The organism is Clostridium sp. AF34-10BH (genome assembly GCF_003478095.1).
Classification (GTDB): Bacteria; Bacillota; Clostridia; order Lachnospirales; family Lachnospiraceae; genus Acetatifactor; species Acetatifactor acetigignens.
The window spans coordinates 1-15,518 of sequence record NZ_QUEC01000028.1 but is presented as its reverse complement, the minus strand read 5'-3'; the positions used below and the strand labels follow the sequence as shown (position 1 = coordinate 15,518).

Here is a 15,518-nt window from a genome sequence, read left to right as displayed (position 1 = left end):
GCCGGGACGGTTCTCTTAAAAACACCATATAGATTTTTTGTACGCCGCCGCCCGCCATCGAGCAGAGTTTTACACCTAATTGGGGATAAAACAGCTTATGGCGGGCGGCGGTGTTGCTCTTATCGGTATGACCCTTGTTCCGCTTCTTTCCGGTCTTTTCGGATAATGCCTAACATAAATACCACCCGCCGCGCCCTCTCGGAAACGGGAGGGCGCGGGAAAGGAGGGATTAACTTTTGATATGGCAGATGATTGAAGATTGGTTTCGTGGCATTTTGACAGACGGGATATTATCGAACCTCTCCGGCTTATTTGACAGCGTAAATACAGAGGTTGGAGAAATCGCAACGCAAGTTGGCACGACCCCCGCCGGGTGGAACGCGGGCATATTCAGCATGATACGCAGTCTTTCGGAAAACGTCATTGTACCGATTGCGGGCGTTATCATTACCTTTGTCATGTGTTATGAACTAATCCAGCTTGTAATTGAAAAAAATAATCTGCACGATCTCGACACTTGGATTTTCTTCAAATGGATTTTCAAAACCTTTGTTGCGGTGCTGCTGGTAACAAATACTTGGAATATCGTTATGGGAGTGTTCGACGTTACACAGAGCGTCGTCAACGACAGCGCGGGGGTTATCATATCCGATACAAGCATAGACGTTACCACCGTCATTACCGACATTGAAGCAAAACTCGACGCTATGAGCGTGGGCGGGCTTTTAGGACTATGGTTTCAATCCCTTTTTGTAGGGCTTACCATGAAAGCCCTGTCAATCTGCATTATGCTTGTGGTGTATGGGCGCATGATTGAAGTATACCTTGTAACAAGCGTCGCCCCTATCCCTATGGCAACAATGGTAAATCACGAATGGGGCAGCATGGGTCAGAATTACTTGAAATCTTTGCTTGCGCTTGGTTTTCAAGCGTTTTTGATTTTGGTATGTGTCGGCATTTATGCGGTATTGATACAGACAATCACAGCAACCGACGACATTTCCGGCGCGATCTGGTCTTGCATGGGTTATACCGTTCTCTTGTGCTTTACCCTTTTCAAAACGGGAAGCCTTGCAAAAAGTGTCTTTTCGGCGCATTAAGGGGGTGAGTTATGATTTGAAAATCGGTTTAATCGACGTTGATAGCCATAATTTCCCCAACCTCTGCTTGATGAAGCTATCCGCGTATCATAAAGCAAAGACGCATACGGTGGAATGGTGGAACGCAAAGGGGCGGTACGACCTTGTATATAAAAGCCGCGTCTTTACGGACACTTATTCCAAAGACACAATAACCGTTACCAACGCGGAACAGGTCATTTTCGGCGGTACGGGCTACGACACGAAAAACCGCTTGCCGCCGGAAGTGGAACACAGCTACCCGGATTATTCTATCTACCCGCAGTTTTTCGGGATTGCCTACGGCTTTTTAAGCCGGGGTTGTCCGAGAAATTGCGGGTTTTGCATTGTCAGCGGTAAAGAGGGGCGCAAAAGCGTTAAGGTTGCGGATTTATCCGAGTTTTGGAAATGGCAGCCGGAAATAAAGATCATGGACGCTAATCTGCTTGCCTGTTCCGACCATGAAAATCTCATTGAGCAGCTTATACGAAGCCGCGCATGGGTGGATTTTTCGCAAGGGCTGGATATTCGCCTTGTGAACAGGGATAATGTCAGCCTGTTAAATCGGGTACGGATAAAAGCGGTACATTTTGCATGGGATAATCCCGACGAGGACTTGACCGGGTATTTCCAACGTTTTTTGGATTTGACCGCCATTAAGAGCAGCCGCCAGCGGCGCGTATATGTGCTTACCAACTACGGCAGCACCCATGAACAGGATTTATACCGCGTGAACACCTTGCGGGCTATGGGCTTTGACCCGTATGTGATGATTTACGAGCGTCCAACCGCCCCGCCTGTTACCCGCCATTTGCAACGGTGGGTAAACAACAAGCGGCTTTTCTATGCTGTTCCCCGCTTTGAAGATTACATTCCGGGCAGAAAGGAGGTATGAAATGGCGTATGTAACCGTCCCAAAGGACTTAACAAAAATCAAAAGCAAGGTGATGTTCAACCTTACAAAACGACAGCTAATTTGTTTCAGCGCGGCGGTAGCAATCGGACTGCCGCTGTTCTTTTTGGTAAAAGACAGCGTTGGAACAACCGCAGCGGCATTGTGCATGGTGCTTGCCATGCTGCCTATGTTTTTGCTTGCCATGTATGAGAAAAACGGGCAACCGCTGGAAGTGATTATTCGGCAATTTGTGGAAGTGAAGTTTCTTCGCCCCAAAGAGCGACCTTATCAGACCAACAATTTTTATGCCGCCCTTGCGCGGCAAGAGCAATTAGATAAGGAGGTACGGGCGATTGTCAAAGGAAAAGAAAAACACCCAAAACGAAAAGCGTAAACTTTCCCGACAGGAAAGGAAACAGATAGATACCCTTATCCGACAGGCAAAGGGCGACGGGAAGCCCAATACGGCGCAGGACAGCATACCGTTTGAGCGAATGTATAAGGACGGGATTTGCCGCCTTGCAAACGGGCGGTATTCCAAGTGCATTGAGTTTGAGGACATCAACTATCAGCTTGCGCAGCCGGACGACAAAACCGCCATTTTTGAAGCCCTTTGCGATATGTATAACTCGTTCGACGCTTCTATCAGCGTGCAGCTTTCCTTAATCAGCCGCCATGCGAACAAGGACGATTTCAAGAACAGTATCACGATTGCGCCGCAGAATGACGACTTCGACAATATCAGAGCAGAATACACCGAAATGCTTAGGACGCAGCTTGAACGCGGAAACAACGGGCTTATCAAGACCAAGTTTCTCACCTTTACCGTTGAAGCAAAAGACATTAGATCGGCGCGGGCGCGTCTTGCCCGCATTGAAACGGACACCCTCAACCATTTTAAGGTGATCGGCGCAGCGGCGCGGGTATTGGACGGGAAACAGCGTCTTGAAGTGCTGCATGGGATTTTTCACCCGGACGGGGAACGTTTTAACTTTGCGTGGGAATGGCTACCCGCAAGCGGGCTTTCCGTCAAAGACTTTATCGCCCCGTCCTCTTTCCGATTTGGCGACGGGCGAATGTTTCAAATGGGCGGCAAGTTTGGTGCGGTTTCCTTTTTGCAGATCGTCGCGCCGGAACTCTCCGACCGTATGCTTGCTGACTTCATGGACGCGGAAAACGGGATTATCGTCAATCTACACATTCAGAGTATCGACCACAACGAAGCAATCAAGACGATTAAGCGCAAGATTACCGACCTTGACCGCATGAAGATTGAAGAACAAAAGAAAGCAATCCGCAGCGGTTATGACATGGATATTATTCCGTCCGACCTTGCCACCTACGGCGGGGAAGCAAAAAACCTACTCCGCGATTTGCAGAGCCGCAACGAAAGAATGTTTCTGCTTACGCTGCTTGTCTTAAACCTTGCAGATACCAAGCAGAAATTGGATAACGAAGTATTTGGGGCGGCGGCAATCGCGCAGAAATACAACTGCATTTTGACCCGCCTTGACTACCGGCAGGAACAGGGGCTTATGTCCTCTATCCCGTTGGGGGATAACCTTATCCATATCCAGCGCGGCTTGACGACCAGCAGCACCGCCGTTTTCGTTCCCTTTACGGTGCAAGAGCTGTTCCAAAGCGGCGAAGCATTGTATTACGGCTTAAATGCCCTTTCCAACAACATGATTTTGTGCGACCGAAAGAAGCTGAAAAACCCCAACGGCTTGATACTCGGCACACCGGGCAGCGGCAAAAGTTTTTCTGCAAAACGCGAAATCACAAACGCTTTTCTCATTACGGCAGATGATATTATCATTTGCGACCCCGAAGCAGAATATTACCCCCTTGTCGGACGTTTGAAAGGACAGGTTATCAAGGTTTCGCAGAACAGCACGCAGTACATTAACCCTATGGATATTAACCTCAATTACAGCGAGGGTGACACGCCCATAGCCTTAAAGAGCGATTTTATCCTTTCCTTTTGTGAGTTGATTATGGGGGGTAAAAACGGGCTGGAAGCTGTCGAAAAGACCTTGATTGACCGCGCCGTTATCAGCGTGTACCGCAACTACCTTGCCGACCCCAAGCCGGAGAATATGCCGATTTTGGGCGACCTCTACGACGAGATCAAGAAGCAGCCGGAAAAGGAAGCGCAGCGTATCGCGGCGGCGTTGGAACTCTATGTAAACGGCAGCTTGAACATTTTTAACCACAGGACAAACGTTGACATTCATAATCGCCTTGTCTGCTTTGATATTAAGGAACTCGGTACACAGCTTAAAAAAGTCGGTATGCTTATTGTCCAAGACCAAGTATGGAACAGAGTAACGGTAAACCGTAGCGAGGGCAAGGCGACGCGGTATTACATCGACGAGTTTCATTTGCTCTTGAAAGAGGAACAGACCGCCGCCTATTCCGTCGAGATTTGGAAGCGTTTTAGGAAGTGGGGCGGTATTCCGACAGGTATCACCCAAAACGTGAAAGATTTGTTGTCGTCCCGCGAGGTGGAGAACATCTTTGAAAACAGCGATTTTGTCTATATGCTCAACCAAGCCCAGGGCGACCGGGAAATCCTTGCCAAGCAGCTTAACATTTCACAGCAGCAAATGACCTATGTAACCCATTCCGAAGCGGGTGAGGGACTTATCTTCTATGGCAACGTGATTTTGCCCTTTATTGACCGTTTCCCAAAAGATACGGAACTCTACCGCGTGATGACGACCAAGCCCGGCGAGGTGTCGGCATGAGGATAGAAACGGATAAAATCTATTGCGGCGACAGCTTGCAGGTGCTTCAAACCTTGCCGGATAACTGTATGGATTGTTGCGTAACGTCCCCGCCCTACTATGCTTTGCGCGATTACGGCACAGACGGGCAGATCGGACGGGAAGCAACGCCGGAGGAATATGTTTCCCGCATTACGGCGGTTTTCCATGAGGTAAAGCGGGTGCTTACGCCGGAGGGTACTTGTTGGCTGAATATCGCGGACACTTATTGCGGTACAGGCAGCAAAGCTGACCACCAAGACCCGAAATATCCCAAAGGCAGGAACGGGCAGCAAGTGGCGGTAAACCACCGCGCCCCCGGCTGCAAGCCAAAAGACCTAATCGGTATTCCGTGGCTTGTAGCCCTTGCCTTGCGGGGCGACGGTTGGTATTTGCGCAGTTCTATCATTTGGCACAAGGGAAACGCCATGCCGGAAAGCGCGAGGGACAGACCGACGCGCTGCTATGAATATGTGTTTCTGCTTACCAAGTCGAAGAAATATTACTATGATTGGCAAGCAGTAGCCGAGCCGATAGCCCCCACAACAGCGGTACGGTTGAAAAGCGGAGTTGGGAAAGGCAACAAATATGCTGCTACTGTTCCGGGGCAAAACCAGCCGCAGAAAATCAACCGCCCCCGCAAAAAAGGCGCATACACCGACGAAATGATTTCCCCCATCCGCAGCCGCCGCAACGTTTGGCAGATCAACACAGCTTCCTATCGCGGCGGGCATTTTGCAGCGTTCCCGCCGAAACTTGCGGAAACGTGTATTTTGGCGGGCTGTCCTGTCGGCGGGATTGTGCTTGACCCGTTTTTAGGCAGCGGCACGACCGCAGCGGCGGCAAAAAGCCTTTCCCGCCGCTATATCGGTATAGAGATCAATCCCGAATACTGCACCCTTGCAAAACAGCGTATTGGAGGTGATGAACATTGAGCAAGGAATTAAAAGCCCCCGACAAGGTAACACAGAAAATGACCCGCGACGGGGCGGTTGCGGAAAACCTTACGACGGGCGAAACAACGAGTATCAGCGAAAGACCGCCGGAGGAAAACTATTCAGCCCCCGCAGCGGGAGCAGCGGAAAAAGCGACCCAACGTATCGGCACAGAGGTTAGCCGCCATTTAGAAAAGGGCGCGGAGAAAAAGACCCTTGACGCAGCGCAGCTTAAAACCCATACGTCCCGCTTGCAGTTTTCCGAAGCGGAACGGGCAACGCCGGAACTGCAAAAGGCAATCAAAAAATCCGATACGGCGGCTGACCGTTTAGATAAAGCGCGGGCAGCTATCCCCAAACAGACCAAAATCACAAAAGAGCGCGTTTTTGACGAAGCCAAAGGCAAAGCAAAGACGCGCCTTGCTTTTGAAAAGACGGATAAGCCCCCAAACGGCAAGTTGCGTCATAATCCGTTATCCCGTCCGGCGCAGGAATTGGACGCCGCCGTACATGGAAAAATCTATGAGGTGGAGAAAGAAAACGTCGGTGTGGAAAGCGGACACAGGATAGAACTTGTGGGCGAGAAAGCGGGCGGCATGACGACGCGGGCAGTAAAACGCGGCATACGCAGCCATAAGCTGAAACCCTACCGGGCAGCGGCAGCAGCCGAGAAAAAGGCAGCAAAGGCAAACGCCGATTTTCTCTATCAAAAGGCGCTGCATGATAACCCCGCCCTTGCGCACTCTAACCCGATTTCCCGTTTTTGGCAAAAGCAGCGCATTAAAAAGCAGTATGCAAAGGCGTTGAAAACAGGCGGCAAGGTGAAAAAGACCGCCGAAGCCACCGCAAAGGCGGCGAAGAAAACGGCGCAGGAAACCAAACGGGCGACGTTCTTTGTAGTCCGGCATTGGAAAGGCTGTTTGATTGTGGGCGGGATTGCCTTTATCGTGCTTCTGTTTTTCGGCGGCTTGTCCTCTTGTTCCCTGTTCGGCGGCAACAGCGGCAGCGGCTTGATTGCGTCGTCCTATCTCTCCGAGGACGCGGATATTACAGGCGCAGAAAGCGCGTATGCCGCTATGGAAGCCGAGTTACAGGATATGCTGGATAACATCGAAAGCGAATACCCCGGTTACGACGAATACCAGGTAACGGCTGACGAGATCGAGCATGACCCGTATGTGCTAATCTCTATCCTCTCCGCTTGGCATGAGGGCGTGTTTACTCTCGATGAAGCGCAAAGCACCCTTAAAATGCTCTTTGATAAACAGTATATCTTGACGGTTACGGAGGAAGTCGAGGTACGCTACCGCACCGAAACGCGGACGGACAGCGAGGGCAACGAATACGACGTTGAAGTACCCTATAACTATTACATTCTCAATGTGGATTTGGAAAACTTCAACCTCTCCCATGTTCCCGTTTACATTATGGGCGAGGAACAGCTATCCATGTACGCTATGTATATGTCGTCGCTTGGAAACCGACCCGATCTTTTCCCACAATCCGGCTATATCTCAAAATACTATGAAAACCCGCCAGCGGATTATGAAATCCCGCCCGCCTATCTGGAAGATGAACAGTTTGCGCGATTGATTGAAGAAGCTGAAAAGTATGTCGGTTTTCCCTATGTGTGGGGCGGAAGCAGCCCGGAAACCTCTTTTGATTGCAGCGGTTTTGTTAGCTATGTGCTGACGAACAGCGGCTTATACAATACGGGCAGACTTGGGGCGCAGGGGCTTTACAACATTTCAACCCGCGTTTCCAACCCGCAGCCGGGGGATTTGGTTTTCTTTACGGGTACATACGACACGCCGGGGGTATCTCATGTGGGTATCTACGTTGGCGAGGACGGGGACGGAAGCCCCGTCATGCTGCATTGTGGCGACCCGATACAATACGCAAAACTTGATACAAGCTATTGGCAATCCCATTTTTACGCCTATGGGCGGCTACATTACAACTGACTTTGAAAGGAGTTTATTTCTATGGCAAACACGAAACTTGACCGTATCGAAAGGGATATTGAGAAAACGAGGGCGAAAATCCTTGAATACCAAAAAAGGCTGAAAGACCTTGAAGCGCAGAAAATCGAGGAAGAAAACGCGCAGATCGTTCAAATGGTGAAAGCGGTACACCTTGACGGGGCGCAGCTTGCCGCGTTCCTCTCTGCTTACGCCAGCGGCGAAATTGCCTTGCCGCAGCCGGACGCAGACTATACCGACGAACAGGAGGAAACCGAAGATGAAGCATAAAAAACTGTTCCGCAGCGTTACCGCTTTGCTTGCCGCCCTTGTACTCATGGGCGGCTTTTCTGTTACCGCTTTTGCGGGCGGCGGTGATGTGAGCGACGAGCCGCCTACCCCCGTAACCGAAACCGAGCCGGAAGAAACGACGGGCGGCTATGAGCCGCAGCCCTTAACGCCGGAGGGCAACATGAGCCTTGTGGACGACATAACGGGAGAAGCGTCCGGCGATAAGCAGTTTATTACCGTCGTTACGAAAAACGGCAACTATTTTTACATCATCATTGACCGCGCCGAGGACGGAGAAAACACCGTCCATTTCCTCAATCAAGTTGATGAAAAAGACCTTTTGCAGCTTATGGAGGACGAACAGACCGAAGCCCCCGTTTGTAGCTGTACTGAAAAATGCGTTGCCGGAAGCGTCAACACCGATTGCCCCGTTTGCAGCGTCAACATGAGCGAGTGCGCGGGCAAGGAAGCCGAGCCGGAGCCGGAAGAAACCGAGCAGCCGGAGCCGGAGGAAGATAAAGGCGGCGGCATGGGCGGTGCTATTCTGCTTGTGGTGCTGCTTCTTGCCGCAGCGGGCGGCGGCGCGTTCTACTACTTTAAGATTATGAAGCCCAAAAAGGACGCGGCAAAAGGCAGCAGCAACCTTGACGATCTCGACTTTGACGAGGACGACGAGGACGAGGAAGAATTAGAAACCGAGCAGGAGGACGAGGAAGTATGAAACTTGTAATTGCAGAGAAACCGAGCGTCGGGGCGGCGATTGCCGCCGTACTTGGCGCGAATGAAAAGCGCAGCGGATATTTTGAGGGCAGCGGCTACCTTGTGTCCTGGTGTATCGGGCATTTGATTAGCCTTGCGGACGCGGCGACCTACAACGAGCAGTACCGAAAATGGAAGTATGACGATCTCCCCATTGTCCCGCAGGATTGGCAGTTTACCGTTGCCAGCGGCAAGGAGCAGCAGTTTTCCGTACTCAAAGACCTTATGCACCGCAGCGACGTTTCCGAGATTGTCAATGCTTGCGACAGCGGGCGCGAGGGAGAACTCATTTTTCGATTTGTCTACGAACAGGCAAATTGCAAAAAGCCCTTTTCCCGCCTTTGGATTAGCAGCATGGAAGAAAGCGCAATCCGCGAGGGCTTTTCAAACCTCAAAGACGGGCGCAGCTATGACAACCTCTATCAATCCGCGCTTTGCAGAGCAAAGGCAGATTGGCTTGTCGGGATTAACGCGACCCGCCTTTTCTCTATCCTCTATCACAAAACGCTGAATGTCGGCAGAGTGCAAACGCCCACCCTTACCATGCTGGTAAACCGCGACTATGCGATCAGCAGCTTTAAGAAAGAAAAATATCATGTTGTCCGTCTGGACGCGGGCGGTGTTTCGGCTTTGTCCGAAAGGCTGAACGACGAAGCGGCAGCGCAGCAGATGAAAGCGGCTTGCGAGAAATCGCAAGCCGTTTGTACTTCCCTCAAAAAAGAGAAAAAGACCGTTGCCCCGCCGAAGCTGTTTGACCTTACCGCGTTGCAGCGCGAAGCTAACCGCCTGTATGGATTTACGGCGAAACAGACCCTTGATTATGCGCAAGCCCTCTATGAAAAGCGGCTTTTGACCTATCCCCGCACCGACAGTAAATATATCACTTCCGATATGCAGGACAGCACAAAGGAACTCATTACCGGGCTTTGTTCGCTGCTTCCCTTTATGCAGGGGGTAAAGCTGCAAGCCGACCTTACAAGGGTTTGCGACAACAGCAAAGTAACCGACCACCACGCTATTTTGCCGACAGCCGAGTTTTTGAAAACGGGCTTTTCTTCCCTTGCCGACAGCGAAACAAAACTTATGACCCTTGTGTGCGCGAAGCTGCTTTGCGCCGCAGCCGCCCCCTATGAATACGAAGCGGTTACGGCGGTTATCTCTTGCGGCGGCTATACCTTTACCGCAAAGGGAAAGACGACGCTTTGCGAGGGGTGGCGTGAGATTGAAAAGCTGTCCCGCGCCGCGTCCGAGGAACAGGACGAGGACGCAGAGCCGGAAACCGTTTTGCCGCCGCTTGCCGAGGGGCAGACCTTTGACAATCCGGCAGCGGAGATCTCCGAGCGTTACACGCAGCCCCCGAAAGCATATACCGAAGATACGCTTCTGTCCGCTATGGAGAACGCGGGCAAGGAGGAAACGCCGGAGGACGCAGAGCGCAAAGGGTTAGGCACTACCGCAACGCGGGCGGGTATCATTGAAAAACTCATTAGCGCGGGCTTTGCCGAGCGCAAGGGCAAAAAGCTAATCCCCACAAAGGACGGGTATAACCTTGCCGCTATTCTGCCCGAAGTCCTTACGTCCCCGCAGCTTACGGCAGAATGGGAAACCCGCCTTACCGGGATTGCCAAAGGCAGCGACAGCCCGGACGACTTCATGCGCAGCATTGAGGAAATGACAGCGGGGCTTGTCAAAACCTATTCCGCAATTTCCGAAGATAAAGCGAAGCTGTTTACCCCGCAGCGGGAAGCAATCGGCACTTGTCCCCGTTGCGGCGCGGCGGTTTACGAGGGCAAGAAAAACTACTACTGTTCCGACAGGGCGTGCAGCTTTGTCATGTGGAAAAATGACTTGTTCTTTCAGCAGCGCAAAAAGACTTTCACAAAGGCGATTGCCGTCGCCCTTTTGAAAGACGGAAAGGTAAAAATCAAGGGTATGTACTCAACCAAAACAGGAAAGACCTTTGACGGGATTGTGCTGCTTGCCGACACAGGCGGCAAGTATGTAAACTTCCGCGTCGAGCAGAACCGAAAATGATTAGGCTTGATGAAAAGCAGTATCGAGCCGTTAAGAAAATGACCCGCGCCGCGTGCGCCAACAACGATTGCGGGAACTGTCTGCTATTGGACGACGGGGAAACTTGCGTGTGTGTGCAGAGTATCAGCTATTCGCTGTTATGCCGTTATTTCCGCGAAGCAGTTTTACCCACAGACAGGCAGCTATGCGAACAGATCACCCGCAGCGGGGAAACCGATTTGAAGCGTTGCGCGGTATGCGGCAGCACATTTGCGGCGGGCAGCAATCGGGCGAAATACTGTCCCGATTGCGCGGCAAAGATACGCCGCAGACAGAAAGCGGAAAGTGAGAGAAACAGGCGTTTACGGATAAAAACAACTACATAGCAAGCACAGCAAACGAGTACCCGTTTGCGAGAAATGCCCGCGCTGCTCTATGGGAAGCGCGGGCATTTTGCTTGTTGGGATAGTCCCAAACCCTTAAAAATCGAGAAAGGACGTGATGAAACAATATGCCGTATTCTTCATACGACCATGACAAATTGGAAACCGCCGAAACCATGCGGATAGAACGCCAGATATATTTTGAAGCAAAGGACGGGGATATTGCCCCCTATGTTTCTTTGCCGCTGGAACAGCTACACGCCATGCGCGAGGAAAGCGCGGCAGCGGAACAGGCGATTTTTAACGATCTCTCAACCCGCGCCGCTGCTTGGGAGGAACAGGCGGGAAAAACGCTTTTGCTTGACAAAGCGATTGAATACACAAGAACAACCGTTGTGCAGCACACTTCTAACGAGTGGCAGAAAGGCGAATATGACCGATACACCCGCAGCAACCGGGTATATCAGATGAACTACCACATTTACGAGAACACCCGTTACGACAGGGAGAAGCAGCAAAGCGTCCCTTACTCTTATTCTCTCACATGGGGCGTTTATACCAACAGCCCGAACAGGAACGGGCAAGCGAAGATTGCCGGACAGGACAGAAAGGTTTTTTCCGACAAGGCGGCTATGGAAAAGTATCTGAATGGACGTATCAAAGCATACGACCGTCTGTTTACGGAAATCTCCCCGCCTATCCCGCAGGAGTACGCCGAGCATTTCAAAGTAAACGGTATGCTTTTACCGGGCTATACCATTGAGGGCGAGGAACCCCCGCAGCAGCAGCCACAGGCGGCAGCTATCCCCGAAACTACCGGGCAGCAAAAGGAGCGTGAACACATGAGCGAACAGTTTTCTATTATGATTGGCAACCGCAGCCGTTTTGAAGCGGGCGACCCCGGCGGTTATTGGCTGGATATGCCCGCCACAAAGGAGCAGCTTCACGAAGCTATGCAGAGCGTCGGCATTACCGCCGACAACCCGCAGGATTTTTCCATTCGCGGCTTTTCCGACGACCCGGAAAAACATATTGCCTTGCCTTATGACATGGTATGCGCCGCCAGCGTGGACGAACTCAATTTTCTTGCGGCGCGGATTGAGCAGCTGGACCCCGCCGAGATCGGCAAGCTGAACGCAGCCTTGCAGCAGAAAAACGGCTTTGAGAACATCGGACAGGTAATCGACTTCACCTACAACGTGGATTTCTACGTCCATATTCCCGAAGTACATACCTACCGCGATTTGGGCGACTACTACTTAAATCAATCCGGCATGGTACAAATGCCCGAAGAATGGAAAGGCGGGATTGACCTTACCGCGTTTGGCAGGAACGCCGCCGAGCAGGAAAAGGGCGCGTTTACCGAATACGGCTATATCGTCGAAAGCGGCGACGAGTGGGAGCGTCAGTTTGAGGGGCGCGAAGTGCCGGAGGAATACCGCATTATGAGTTACCCGCAGTCGGAGCGCGGCGAACAGGATAAAGTCTTTATGGACGCAGCCGAAGCGCAGCAGGCAGAAACGCCGCCCGCCGAGCCACAGCAGCCCCGCCCCGTCGTGCCGATTATCCTTTCTTCTGAAAAACCCGGCAACAAGGTAAAGGAGATCACCGCCCGTCTGGAACAGGGCATACAAGCAATTTTTGACAGCGACCGCTACAAAGAGTTTTTAACGGCTATGTCAAAGTTTCACGATTACAGCTTGAATAACACTATCCTAATTGCCATGCAGGGCGGCAATTTGGTAAAGGGCTATTCACAATGGCAGAAAGAGTTTGACCGCCATGTGAAAAGCGGCGAGAAAGGTATTAAAATCTTTGCCCCCGCACCTTACAAGGTAAAAAAGCTGGTGGATAAAATCGACCCCGATACAAGAAAGCCCATACTTGACAGCGAGGGAAAGACGGTTAAGGAAGAAAAGGAAGTTACCGTTCCCGCCTTTAAGGTTGTAACCGTCTTTGACATTTCGCAGACCGAGGGCAAGGAGTTCCCCGACCTCTCCGTTAAACCGCTGCTTGCCGATGTGGAACAGTACGAGGACTTTTTCGCTGCCCTTGAAAAAGCGTCCCCCGTTCCGATTGCTTTTGAGCAGATCACAAACGGCGCAAACGGATATTTCAGCTTGACCGATAAGCGGATTGCTATCAAAGAGGGTGTGAGTGAGCTGCAAGCGGTTAAGACCGCTATTCACGAAATCGCCCATGCGAAGCTGCATGACGTAGACTTAAACGCCCCGCTGGAGGAACAAAACCGCGTTGACCGCCGCAGCCGCGAGGTACAGGCTGAAAGCGTCGCCTATACGGTGTGTCAGCATTTCGGGCTTGATACGTCGGATTACTCTTTCGGCTATGTGGCGGGTTGGAGCAGCGGCAAGGAAATGACCGAATTAAAAGCGTCCCTTGAAACGATACAGGCGACCGCAAAGGAACTCATTACCGAGATTGAGGGGCATTTTACCGAATTGCAGCAGCAGCGGCAAGCCGAGCAGGAGCAGGAAGCGAAAACAAAAGAAACCTTGCTTCTCAATGGCAAGGAGGACAGCTACGGGATTTATCAGTTAGCCCGCAGAGAGGAAACTATGGATTTGCGCTTTGAGCCTTTCGACCGTCTGCAAGCAACGGGACATACCGTTGACCGGGCAAATTATGAACTCGTCTATACCGCGCCGCTTACAAAGGATATGACGCTTGGCGGCATTTGGGAAAAGTTTAATATCGACCACCCCGCCGATTTTAAAGGGCATAGCCTTTCCGTTTCCGACATTGTTGTGCTTCATCAGAACGGCGAGAACACCGCCCATTATGTAGACAGCATAGGTTTTCAGCAAGTGCCGGAGTTTTTACAGGAGCAAGCGCAGCAGACCCCCGTATTTGATAAGCTATCTCCCGAACAGCAGCAAGCCCTATCCGATACCGTAAAAGATACGCTGCAACTGCTTGTAGACGCGGACAAGCGGATTTATGGCGACGTTACAGGCAAGACCCTTGAAGCAATCGCGGCACAAGGGTATTCCTACAAGGACGGACAGCTTGAAAAGCAGCAGCCGGAAGCGACCCCCGAAAGCCTTATGACGGGCGAAACTGTCAGAACGCCGAGGGGCAATTTTCATATTACCGACATGAGCCGCGAACAGATCGAAGCGGCGGGCTTTGGTTTTCATCATGCGTCGGAGGACGGGAAGTATCTCATTATGGGAAACGGCACACAGGCATTTGCCATAGCCGCCGAGCAGCCGCAGCGGGATAATCCCTTAAAGCACGTTGAGGATATTGTAGAGCAGAACGACAACAACTTTGACGGGATTATCAATAATACGCCGCAAACGCCCACCGTCGCAGACTTGGAGCAGCGGGCAAAGGCGGGCGAAGCGATTTCCGTTACCGACCTTGCGAAAGCGGTCAAAGCCGAGAAACGGGAGCAGCCGCAGAAAAAACCGTCCATTTTGAAGAAGCTGGACGAGTATAAAAAACAGGCGGCGCAGCAGCCGAAAGACAAGCAGAAAGAACAGAAAAAAGATTTGGAGGTTTGATAGCATGAATATCCGCTTTACCATTGAGGAAGAAAACATAATTGCGATTTACGCCGAGGACAGCCGGGAAAGGACGATTGATAATATCATCTCTGCCATGCCCTACATGGACGAGGATATGCGCCAGCTTGCCGCCGCAGCGGTAAGCAAGCTGCAAGCCATGACGGACAGCACATTTTCCGAAACTGTCTTTACTCTCACCGACGACGAATAAGCCTTAACGAAGCGGGGGCGCGGTTGCCGATTGCCGGCACCGCGCCCCCACTTTTTATCGTTCCAGCAAGATGATCTTTTTCCCCTGTTTTTGTGCGTACCGCAGCGTCGTATATGCCCCGCCGAAGTCGCGCCATACCATAGCTATCAAATAGTCGCTATTATCCACAAGCCACCTGTTGCGGGCGGGTATTGCCCGCTTATAGTGTATATCCGCTAACTCTGCCGGGATAAGAATATCATCAAAACTCGTTTCGTAATACTCCTTATACTCGTTTAATTTTTGCTGCATATAGGGAAGAACAAGCGTCAGCCGGATTTCTTTGTTTGGGTATTTCCTTTTCAGATTGCGGACAGCAGCGGAAAATCCGTCGAACTCTCCCATACCGCCGACGTAACAATATAACGTATCTTCACTTTCGATCAGCGTTTCAAGCGCGTTTTCTATTTTTTGAGTGCAGGAGCCGAAAACTTCTCTATGCCCCGCAAAGGTGCAAGTAATCATTGTATTCCCTCACATATATTAGAAATACAGCTTGTGAGGTGAAATATAAAATATTTTCATCAAAACACAAACTGCATAAAGTAATACTTTATACAGTTTCAGACTGTAGACAAAACGCTTTTGGTCAGCACTCCAGAAGCGTTTTTCTTG

At 51.2% G+C, this 15,518-nt stretch carries 13 protein-coding genes and 1 pseudogene; 13 read left to right on the top strand and 1 reads right to left on the bottom strand.

Annotated elements, in window-relative coordinates:
• Nucleotides 1-82 precede the first annotated feature (82 nt).
• The 13 genes and pseudogenes from DWZ61_RS15725 to DWZ61_RS15665 all read left to right on the top strand — a co-directional run.
• Nucleotides 83-166 (top strand): annotated as a pseudogene (locus tag DWZ61_RS15725) (Maff2 family protein); the annotation flags it as partial.
• A gap of 70 nt (nt 167-236) precedes the next feature.
• Complete coding sequence (locus DWZ61_RS15720; RefSeq protein ID WP_243026437.1) at nt 237-1,100, top strand: VirB6/TrbL-like conjugal transfer protein, CD1112 family; 864 nt, start codon at nt 237-239, stop codon at nt 1,098-1,100.
• Nucleotides 1,101-1,104: 4 nt separating this feature from the next.
• A complete protein-coding gene (locus tag DWZ61_RS15715) occupies nt 1,105-2,013 on the top strand; it encodes a radical SAM protein (protein ID WP_243026436.1) in 909 nt (302 codons plus the stop codon).
• Nucleotide 2,014: 1 nt separating this feature from the next.
• Nucleotides 2,015-2,407, top strand: a complete 393-nt coding sequence (locus tag DWZ61_RS15710; RefSeq protein ID WP_118539604.1) for a PrgI family protein — start codon at nt 2,015-2,017, stop codon at nt 2,405-2,407.
• On the top strand, nt 2,367-4,763 hold the full coding sequence (locus DWZ61_RS15705; RefSeq protein WP_118539602.1) for a VirB4-like conjugal transfer ATPase, CD1110 family: 2,397 nt from the start codon (nt 2,367-2,369) through the stop codon (nt 4,761-4,763). Before DWZ61_RS15710 ends, DWZ61_RS15705 begins: the two co-directional genes overlap by 41 nt.
• Nucleotides 4,760-5,716 carry a site-specific DNA-methyltransferase gene (locus tag DWZ61_RS15700; protein WP_118539600.1) on the top strand — a complete coding sequence of 319 codons (957 nt, stop codon included), beginning with the start codon at nt 4,760-4,762 and terminating at the stop codon, nt 5,714-5,716. The genes DWZ61_RS15705 and DWZ61_RS15700 overlap by 4 nt, the downstream gene beginning before the upstream one ends.
• Nucleotides 5,713-7,680, top strand: coding sequence for a C40 family peptidase (locus DWZ61_RS15695; RefSeq protein ID WP_118539598.1), 1,968 nt, complete (start codon nt 5,713-5,715; stop codon nt 7,678-7,680). The genes DWZ61_RS15700 and DWZ61_RS15695 overlap by 4 nt, the downstream gene beginning before the upstream one ends.
• 21 nt (nt 7,681-7,701) lie before the next feature.
• The gene (locus tag DWZ61_RS15690) at nt 7,702-7,968 is read left to right on the top strand and encodes a DUF4315 family protein (protein WP_003508256.1); all 267 of its coding nucleotides are present in this window, start codon (nt 7,702-7,704) and stop codon (nt 7,966-7,968) included.
• Nucleotides 7,958-8,689, top strand: a complete 732-nt coding sequence (locus tag DWZ61_RS15685; RefSeq protein ID WP_118539596.1) for a DUF4366 domain-containing protein — start codon at nt 7,958-7,960, stop codon at nt 8,687-8,689. The genes DWZ61_RS15690 and DWZ61_RS15685 overlap by 11 nt, the downstream gene beginning before the upstream one ends.
• A complete protein-coding gene (locus DWZ61_RS15680) occupies nt 8,686-10,761 on the top strand; it encodes a type IA DNA topoisomerase (RefSeq protein WP_118539594.1) in 2,076 nt (691 codons plus the stop codon). Before DWZ61_RS15685 ends, DWZ61_RS15680 begins: the two co-directional genes overlap by 4 nt.
• Entirely contained in the window at nt 10,758-11,126 is a 369-nt protein-coding gene (locus DWZ61_RS15675) for a cysteine-rich VLP domain-containing protein (protein WP_118539591.1), read from the top strand. Before DWZ61_RS15680 ends, DWZ61_RS15675 begins: the two co-directional genes overlap by 4 nt.
• Before the next feature lie 125 nt (nt 11,127-11,251).
• Entirely contained in the window at nt 11,252-14,650 is a 3,399-nt protein-coding gene (locus DWZ61_RS15670) for a YodL domain-containing protein (RefSeq protein ID WP_118539589.1), read from the top strand.
• A gap of 4 nt (nt 14,651-14,654) precedes the next feature.
• A complete protein-coding gene (locus DWZ61_RS15665; protein ID WP_118539587.1) occupies nt 14,655-14,864 on the top strand; it encodes a transposon-transfer assisting family protein in 210 nt (69 codons plus the stop codon).
• 54 nt (nt 14,865-14,918) lie between these two features.
• Here the strand turns inward: DWZ61_RS15665 and DWZ61_RS15660 are convergent, their stop codons facing one another.
• Nucleotides 14,919-15,368, bottom strand: a complete 450-nt coding sequence (locus DWZ61_RS15660) for a DUF1273 domain-containing protein (protein WP_118539585.1) — start codon at nt 15,366-15,368, stop codon at nt 14,919-14,921.
• Nucleotides 15,369-15,518 lie beyond the last annotated feature (150 nt).

Bases quoted from the DNA above. Each gene is read 5' to 3' on its own strand.
- DWZ61_RS15700 (WP_118539600.1), top strand. From the start codon at position 4,760: ATGAGGATAGAAACGGATAAAATCTATTGCGGCGACAGCTTGCAGGTG.
- DWZ61_RS15665 (WP_118539587.1), top strand. From the start codon at position 14,655: ATGAATATCCGCTTTACCATTGAGGAAGAAAACATAATTGCGATTTAC.
- DWZ61_RS15685 (WP_118539596.1), top strand. From the start codon at position 7,958: ATGAAGCATAAAAAACTGTTCCGCAGCGTTACCGCTTTGCTTGCCGCC.
- DWZ61_RS15710 (WP_118539604.1), top strand. From the start codon at position 2,015: ATGGCGTATGTAACCGTCCCAAAGGACTTAACAAAAATCAAAAGCAAG.
- DWZ61_RS15670 (WP_118539589.1), top strand. From the start codon at position 11,252: ATGCCGTATTCTTCATACGACCATGACAAATTGGAAACCGCCGAAACC.
- DWZ61_RS15680 (WP_118539594.1), top strand. From the start codon at position 8,686: ATGAAACTTGTAATTGCAGAGAAACCGAGCGTCGGGGCGGCGATTGCC.
- DWZ61_RS15660 (WP_118539585.1), bottom strand. From the start codon at position 15,368: ATGATTACTTGCACCTTTGCGGGGCATAGAGAAGTTTTCGGCTCCTGC.
- DWZ61_RS15690 (WP_003508256.1), top strand. From the start codon at position 7,702: ATGGCAAACACGAAACTTGACCGTATCGAAAGGGATATTGAGAAAACG.
- DWZ61_RS15675 (WP_118539591.1), top strand. From the start codon at position 10,758: ATGATTAGGCTTGATGAAAAGCAGTATCGAGCCGTTAAGAAAATGACC.